The organism is Oceanobacillus locisalsi (genome assembly GCF_042675985.1).
Classification (GTDB): domain Bacteria; phylum Bacillota; class Bacilli; order Bacillales; family Amphibacillaceae; genus Oceanobacillus; species Oceanobacillus locisalsi.
Genome location: NZ_JBHTKK010000032.1, coordinates 35,391 through 42,978, shown reverse-complemented (window position 1 = coordinate 42,978; position 7,588 = coordinate 35,391). Strand labels below are relative to the sequence as shown.

Annotated in this window: 5 protein-coding genes; 1 reads left to right on the top strand and 4 read right to left on the bottom strand. The window is 37.6% G+C overall.

Annotated elements, in window-relative coordinates:
- Positions 1-310 precede the first annotated feature (310 nt).
- Positions 311-1,480 (bottom strand): lactate 2-monooxygenase, encoded by a 1,170-nt coding sequence (locus ACFQ19_RS18455; protein WP_379594154.1) that lies wholly within the window; start codon positions 1,478-1,480, stop codon positions 311-313.
- A gap of 295 nt (positions 1,481-1,775) precedes the next feature.
- Positions 1,776-3,257, bottom strand: coding sequence for a peptide MFS transporter (locus ACFQ19_RS18450; RefSeq protein ID WP_379594157.1), 1,482 nt, complete (start codon positions 3,255-3,257; stop codon positions 1,776-1,778).
- 792 nt (positions 3,258-4,049) lie between these two features.
- On the opposite strand from ACFQ19_RS18450, the gene ACFQ19_RS18445 reads away from it, so the two are divergent.
- The gene (locus ACFQ19_RS18445; RefSeq protein WP_379594153.1) at positions 4,050-5,264 is read left to right on the top strand and encodes an RNA polymerase factor sigma-54; all 1,215 of its coding nucleotides are present in this window, start codon (positions 4,050-4,052) and stop codon (positions 5,262-5,264) included.
- A 30-nt stretch (positions 5,265-5,294) separates the two neighbouring features.
- On the opposite strand, the gene ACFQ19_RS18440 is transcribed toward ACFQ19_RS18445, so the two are convergent.
- Together ACFQ19_RS18440 and nhaC are read right to left on the bottom strand one after the other, a co-directional pair.
- Positions 5,295-6,176: a dihydrodipicolinate synthase family protein gene (locus ACFQ19_RS18440; RefSeq protein WP_379594152.1), complete on the bottom strand. Its 882-nt coding sequence runs from the start codon at positions 6,174-6,176 to the stop codon at positions 5,295-5,297.
- Complete coding sequence (gene nhaC / locus ACFQ19_RS18435; protein ID WP_379594151.1) at positions 6,160-7,581, bottom strand: Na+/H+ antiporter NhaC; 1,422 nt, start codon at positions 7,579-7,581, stop codon at positions 6,160-6,162. The genes ACFQ19_RS18440 and nhaC overlap by 17 nt, the downstream gene beginning before the upstream one ends.
- Positions 7,582-7,588 lie beyond the last annotated feature (7 nt).

Below are 7,588 nucleotides of genomic sequence, written 5' to 3'. Positions count from 1 at the left end.
TACCCAAGTTAAATATTGGAAGAAACGCCTCTTAAATGGGGAGGGGGAATTTGTGCGCTTTTTGAAGGGAATAAGTCTTATTGAATCAGAGTGTATTACCATTTATGAAATATAATGGAATGAAAGGGAAAATCAAGCTTGTGAATAAGTGCTGTTATCCACAAGCTCGAAATGCAGGATTATTATTTTCCAATACAAAGCAATCATACAAAAAGAAAAGGCATGATAAAAGCCCATTACCAAAAATGGGCTTTTATCTACGATTCACGATGTTAAAAAAAGTGACCCGAAAGCTGCTCTCGAATATTTCTTACTCCATTTTCCTTAACAACGATGCCTCTAAGTTACTTACGGAGCTTTGCCCAGCCAGTCCCATCGTAATGTCCAAATCAGCAAGCATGTTTTGCATGACTTCTTTTACGCCTTTCTGACCTGCCGCTGCAAGTCCATACATAAGCGGTCTGCCGACAAGTACTGCTTTTGCGCCAAGCGCCATGGCTTTCATAATATCTGACCCTCGCCTGATTCCGCTATCCATGAGGATTTCCGTTTTATCCCCGACTGCAGCTACAATATCAGGAAGTACGTCCAAAGCCCCAATAGCGCCATCTACTTGACGTCCGCCATGGTTTGATACGATAATACCATCTACACCCTTTTCTACAGCAAGTTTCGCGTCTTCCGGATGTAAAATCCCCTTTAAAATAATTGGCAGGCTAGTATGCTCACGCAAAAAGTCGATACTCTCCCAAGTCAATCCTGTATTCCCAAAAATCTTCGTCCAATGCATAATGGCAGATTGCGGATCTTCCTGCGGCGATTGGTCCAACTTAGCCAAGAATGCCGGATCCGTGAAATAATTCCCGACACCTTCGCCTGCCAAGAATGGCAAATAGACATTTTTTAAATCATGCTCTCTCCAAGCCATCATCGGAGTATCTAAAGTCACTACAATCGCAGAATACCCCGTTTTTTCAGCACGCCTTAAAAAGCTTGCTGTGATTTCAGGGTCTCTGCTCCAATACAATTGAAACCAGCGTGGTGCATCTCCCATCGCCTCTGCTATTTTTTCCATCGGTACGGAGGAAGCTGAACTTGCAATATAAGGAACGCCCATTTCAGCAGATGCCTTTGCAGAGCCAATCTCTCCTTCTTCATGTATGATAGACTGTACCCCAATAGGTGCTTGTAATATGGGAAAAGGGTATTTTTGACCCAATAAACGAACCGATAAATCACGTTTATCTACATTCCGTAACATACGCGGAATGATCCTTTGGTTCGAAAATGCTTGCAAATTGGCTTGCATGGTTTTCTCACCACCAGCCCCACCTGCAATATAGTAATAAGGGCCATCCTGCAATTTTTCACGAGCTACATTTTCCCATTCCTCATGTATTACTGGAAGTCGGTTAGGGTCTGGATTATGCATTGTTGCATAGATTTGGTATTGAATATCATTCCCGATATTATTCTCCATCGCTTATTTCTCCTCCATTTCTTATATTTATATATACTATTATCATATACCATATTTTATTAATTTTGCATTATCAGAAAATAATTCTTTTCTCCCTCATATTTTATATGTAAGCATTAGGGCTTAATGAAACGTTGAATTACACAAAAAACGTCTTCTAAAAGGAATATAATATTCCTTTTAGAAGACGTTCAGGACAAGTAAGTACGCAGTAAAATCCCAGTTCCATATAGCATTTTCAAATCTTTTCTATTCTTAAAACAGGAGTCTTACTGTCTGTTGCTCTGTGATAAACTTATGCTCTCTTCTTAATTACAGAAGAAACCACAAACAAGATTACCCCCAGCAACACAGCAATTCCGCCGATAATTCCAAAGTAAAGAATCTCTGTTTCAGGGCTGTATAACTTAACAATTTGCGCATTAATTGCCTGTGCCGAAGCATTGGATAAGAACCAGAGACTCATGGTCTGTGCAGAAAATGCTGCTGGCGCCATTCTTGTTGTTGCCGCTAGTCCAACTGGCGACAAGCATAGTTCACCTAAAACAACAATCAAGAAACTGAGCACAAGCCATATTGGACTGACAAGGGTATCCGGGCCAGCGTAAACAGCTGGAATAATCATAATTAAGAAAGAAAGACCAGCAAATATCAAACCAAATGAAAACTTCTTATTGGTAGATGGCTGCCTCTTGCCAAGCTTCATCCATAATGCCGCAAATACTGGAGCTAACAGCACAATAAATAATGGATTGAATGATTGGAACCAAGAGGATTGTAAGGAAAATTCGCCTAATGACAATCTGATTCGTTCATCCGCATATCGAGCTAAAATGATTGAACCTTGCTCCTGAATAGCCCAGAACATCATTGCCGCAATAAATAACGGGATATAGGCCAATAGACTTTTCTGTTCCTTTTTCGTTGTTTTCTTGCTGAAATACATTACTAAAAAGTACATAACGGGAATGAGTATTCCTAAAACACTGACCGTCATGACAAATCCGTCAATGGTTAAAATACCGTTGGAAATCAGGACAGCGCCAACTACAACGATGATGAGCGCACTGATTCCAAATTTCAGAAACGCAGATTTTTTTTCGTCAGCAGATAGCGGATTAGGCACATAGGATCCGGCCAGTCCTAAATATTTCTTTCTTGTAGCTAAGAATATAATGAGTCCCACAAGCATGCCAAGAGCCGCTACACCAAACCCAAGGTGGAAATTGTATTTTTGGCCGAGTGTTCCGACAATAAATGGTGCTATTAAACCACCAAGGTTAATACCCATATAGAATATACTAAAACCGGAATCAATACGCATATCTTCTTTATCATATAAGTCCCCGACAATGTTGGACACGTTTGGTTTTAGCAGTCCAGTACCAATTACAATTAAGCCCATCGATACGAAGAGAGCCGTTACTCCGCCCGGGAAGGACAAGGCAATATGACCTGCCATTATCAATATTCCGCCATAAAAGACGGTTCTTTTCATTCCAAGCATCCGGTCGGCAATCCAGCCGCCGATAATCCCTGACATATAAACAAGCGAACCATAGATGGCCATAATGGAACCAGCAGTCCCTCTATCAAGGCCCAATCCCCCGTCTTTCAATGCATAGTACATATAGTAGAGCAATATCGCTCTCATTCCATAATAGGAAAACCTTTCCCAAAACTCAGTGAAAAATAATGTAAATAAGCCTTTAGGATGTCCAAAGAAACCTTTTTGCGGAATGCTATCAAGGATTTCTTGTGAATTCTTCGTAGTCATAATCTTTCCTGTCCCTTTCTTTTTAATTTCTTTCAGCTTTTGCAATATATAGCTTCTATCAATGACCGCAGCATTTATTTAGATTAAATTAATGCTCTTACGTAAATATTCAAACAATTAAAAAATACCCCGCCGTTTGTGTGCTGGTTTACTGAAATCGTAAAACCGCCAAACAGAAGAGGTACCTGTAATTGATGAGCCTTATAAGCAAATACTGCATGAAATAAACACAACTTTTATAGAAATAAACGGATGTAAACATTTTTCATGCAAGTATGACAAAGCCTTTCTGACATTGCTACCTTCTATTTTCAAACACATTATTTATTTCTGCTTTGAAAATAAAGGTTTCTTTTATGCTTCACTTCGGTTCGTCAGGGTACTGCTTCTTTTGTTTATTTCCATGTTTAAAAGTTGAATACTATATATCATACCACTCCGAAACCCCAATGTAAATTAACTGGAAAGTGGTTATTTTTTCATTTTTTAGCAAGTATACACATAACTAAATACCATTTATGCTTCATGATTAATCAGAATTGGACCTATACAACATCACCTTTTTACGCTCCAAAAATCCTTTCTTCAAGCATTATTCACTATTTAAATATTGTATCTTTATTTTAATTTTTGTTTTGACTGCTTTGAAAATTTTTTATATGTATAGCTTAATATAAATCTTTTTACATGTTACTATTCCTTATTTGACTTGTATTTTTATAAAGTATAGAATTGTCCTAATTAACAAATGTTCTAAATTTTTGTTTTATTTTTACATAAAGGAGAATATGGATGATTTCAATACAAAATACCGTAAACAATGATATCAATATTTCTTTAAATCATTACATTGTTAACTCCATTCAACTATTTAAATACAACCAATATGAACTTTATAATTATATTAAAAATAAATTCAATGAAAATCCGCTGGTTTTTATATATGAAGATAAGATTCCAATATCCAATATCTCACAGCAGCAGGTGGATTCTCATTATATCGTCGATGACATACTGTCCCATTTCCTCTGTACACTTCATAAGCAGGATCAATTGACGATGGAGTTTATCCTTCATTCCCTTAATTCCAAAGGCTTTTTAGAAGAACAACCCTATGAAATTGCTTCTTATACCGGATCTTCACTAAATAGAGTGGAAGAATTAATTAATGAGCTGCAAAGCTATGAAAATAAGGGTATAGGAACTTTTCATATGCTGGATTTTCTTAAATTTCAACTGAAAAATAAAGGCTTTTATGACGAAAAGCTATTTGCTCTTTTCTCATCTCATTTGAATGAAATCAATCAACATTCCTTTCGTTTTCTGGAAGATTCAAATGTAAATGAAGCTGAATTCAAAGAATACATCGATTTAATTACCACCCATTGCAATTTGACTCCTTTAGAAGCTGATGAAAAATTAAATATTTCTCCTGATGCTTCCATTGTGTATGGAGAGAACGGATTACAGGTTATCATTCATGATTATCTCAGCGGTGACATTTCTTATGAACCACTTTTAAAGGATAGTCATCATCATTCATTCAACGCTGAATTGGAAAAATTTAAAACAGAATACGATGAACTGATTTCTATTTTGAATGCAAGAAAAATATACTTAACTCAGGTCATCTCTATCATTGCAAATGTTCAATATGATTATTTAACCGGGAAAAGTGACTTTTTGCATGCTTTAGATCAGACAGATTTAACAGAACATACGAAACTGAGCCCGGCAACTATCAGCAGATTGCTCTGTAATAAATATGTCGCTACACCCAGAGGAACCATTCCAATAAAAAAACTATTATCCAAAAAGTACCATGAAAACCTGTCTGTCAGTTATATTAAATACTTGATTCAAAATATAACTGGCTTCGAAGCACTTTCTGATAATAAAATTTCGAAGCATTTAGATGAAATCGGTATATCTATTTCCAGAAGAACCGTAAACAAATATAAAAATCAAATACTGGGGAATAACAAAAGGATTAGTCCAAAATCGTGAGGACTAATCCTTTTCTTTGCTGTATAATATTTAATCCAGCTTCTCCATAAGTTCTTTCATCTTCGTAACTTCTTCCTCTGTAAGCCCTAATCTAGGTTTTCTTGCCGGTCCGCCATTTAACCCTTTCAGGTCCATTGCCTTTTTCACTATTTGAACATACTTCCCGGAATCCTCCAGAAACTCACATAGTGGCAATAAGTCTTTATACAGCTCCTTCGCTCCGTCGTAATTCTTTGCTTTCACCAGTTCATACAGCCTACCTGCACTGTTTGGTGCAATATTTGCCGCTACCGATATCCAGCCCGTTGCTCCAAGAACAAATGATTCCAATGCCAGGTCATCTGCTCCACAGAAAAGTACAAGGTCTGTATTGTCGGCCACCGCTCTAACCTTGTGTATATCTCCACTCGACTCTTTAATATACTGTACATTATCAAGCTCCTTATCAATTTTATAAATGGTCTCATTCTCCAGATTCACATTAGCCGTAAATGGATTGTTGTACATCATAATCGGTGTGGAAACGTGATCATTTACTTCTTTAAATTGTTCAAATGCTTCTTCTTCCGTCGGTGTCATGTAATATGAGTTGATAAGCAACAGTCCATCTGCGTGATTTGCTTCGGCATGTTTTGCATATTCTAACACTTTGTCCGTCCGTTCATCGGCGATTCCAACCAATAAATCCGTCTCTGTATCTTTTACTGCTTCCCCGGCTATCCTAACGATTTCATTCTTTTCTTCATCATTTAATGAGGCAAATTCTCCTGTGCTTCCAACCACCACTATTCCTGGGACTTTTTGATCTAAATAGTACTGGATATTCTCTTTTACCCCTTCATAGTTTACGCTGTAATCCTCATTCATTGGTGTAATTAATACAGGAAATGCTCCTTCAAATTGCTTTTTCATGTTCCTCATCCTTTTCTTTTTCATATTTGTCTTTATCTAAAATAAACCATCCAAAATAACCATAAATTAAGTTGATTATAATGACTAAAAATCCGTACCAGAAGAAAGGCAGGTATGCAAGGGTAGACACTCCAAGTGTTGTTGCCATAAATACCCCTCCATCAGTCCAGGGAACCATTGGATTAGCAATTGTACCTCCTGACTCTACATTTCTTGATAACAAAGTTCTGCTGATTTTTTTCTTATCATAATTAGCTTCTGTAATTTTCGTTCCTGTCAACATTGAAACATAAGCTGCGCCGCCAAAAAATACACCAAAGAAAGCTGCGAGCATTGTTGTAAATGTCAGTTTACCTGTATTTGTTGCCCATTTAGCAAAAAGTTCACCAATCACTGTAAATGCACCGATAGTCTGTAACAATCCGCCAACACCTAAAGCTAGAAGAATCAACAATATGACTTCAAGCATGAAAGTAATACCGCCACGGTCTAAAAGATTATCAATGAAATCAATTCCTGTAGTGACACCACTTCCAGAATATAGTGTCTCTATCGCTTCAATGAAACCATATCCTTGGAACCAAACCGCCCATAAACTTCCTAGCAACGCTCCAAATATAATTACCGGTATGGATGGGAGTTTAAATGCCAGCATGACGACAACTACCACTGCCGGAATCAACATCAGCCAAGATATATTAAATGTGCCCTGTAGGCTTGCCATTGTATTTTCGGCAATTGACAGATCACCGCTGCCATCTTGCATGATTAAACCTACAACCCAATAAGCAATTGCCGAAATAATGAATGCTGGTATGGACACATATAACATCGACCTGATATGTCTGAATAAATCGACTCTTGATAAGGAGGCTGTCATCACAGTTGTATCAGATAATGGCGACATTTTATCCCCAACGTAACACCCTGAAATAACTGCACCAGCCACCAAATATGTTGGCAGACCAAAGCTTTCCCCAATACCCATCATCGCAATGCCAGCTGTCCCTGCCGAACCAAATGATGTTCCTGTGGAAATAGATGTAATCGCACAAATAATCATTGCTGCCATCAGAAAAATACTTGGGCTAATGATACTTAGACCATAATAAATCATCGTCGGTACAATACCACCTGCAATCCAAGAGCCGATAAGCGCCCCTACAGCGATTAAAACGAGTGTCGCTCCTAAGCCTTCATAAATTCCTTTTAATAAGCCTTTCTCCATTTCTATATACGTGTTACCCAAGTATAATCCAAACCCCATAATCACAAACCAGATTGTAAGTAATGCCAGCTGGATAGGCAACTCTAATATAACGATAAAACCAAACATAATTACTACAAATAAAACCAGAATGAGCAATAAAACTGGTATACTTGGCAGTTTCTTTTCTCTAGCCATGTATTTC